We start from the raw sequence: 859 nt of genomic DNA, 5'->3' as shown, positions 1-859 counted from the left end.
ACGACACCTCAACCGAAGCCGCCACCAAATCCGCCAACGTCACATCCTCAACACAACGATCCGTCTCATTCACACCCCCCAACACCAACCCACGCTCCACCACAGACTCCACCTCGAACATCTCGACGATGGTGGAGGTGTCCGCCACTGCAGCGCTCACCACTGCGACGTATGCATCGACCAATCGCGCTGCGGTTGCCTCGTCGAAGAGATCGGTGGCATAGGTCAGATGTAGGTCCAGACCCCCGCGAGACCCGTCGGCGGTGAGTGCTTCGTTGAACACGAAGTCCAGGTCGAACTGTGTAGTGGTCACGACGTTGTCGACTTCGGCGATACGTATGCCGTCGAACTCGAGTTCGGTCAATGCGATGTTCTGCAGGGTCAAACTGACCTGGAAAATGGGCGAGTACGACTGCGAACGAACCGGATCGAGTACCTCGACCAGGCGCTCGAACGGAACGTCGGCGTTCGCGAACGCCTGGAGGTCGAATTCTCGAACCGATTCGAGCAATTCCGCGAACCGAGCGCCGGGCGACACCACGGAACGTAGTGCGAGGGTGTTGACGAACATGCCGACCAGATCGTCGAGTGCACGTTCTCCTCGGCCCGCAACAGGAGTTCCCACAACTACGTCGTATTCACCGCTGTAGCGCGAAAGCACAACAGCGAGCGCGGCATGCAACACCATGAACGACGTAGCGCCGTTGTCACGCGCGACCTTCTCCAGTTGCGCGTTCACCTCGGGGCTCAGATGGGCCGAGAACATGGCTCCACGGCCGGAGGCTTCCACGGGACGAGGTCGGTCCAGCGGCAGATCGATCACCGACGGTATTGCGTCGAGAGCGTTCCGCCAGAAGTC

At 60.3% G+C, this 859-nt stretch carries 1 protein-coding gene; it reads right to left on the bottom strand.

Features of this window, described 5'->3' with window-relative positions:
- Positions 1 to 859: condensation domain-containing protein (locus ATN38_RS11495; protein WP_256931757.1), on the bottom strand; the 859-nt coding region annotated here is incomplete at both ends.

The sequence above is a fragment of the Rhodococcus sp. FH8 genome (assembly GCF_019266085.1).
Classification (GTDB): domain Bacteria; phylum Actinomycetota; class Actinomycetes; order Mycobacteriales; family Mycobacteriaceae; genus Rhodococcus_F; species Rhodococcus_F qingshengii.
Note: the sequence above shows the minus strand (reverse complement) of the source record. Positions and strands in the feature narration are given on the sequence as shown.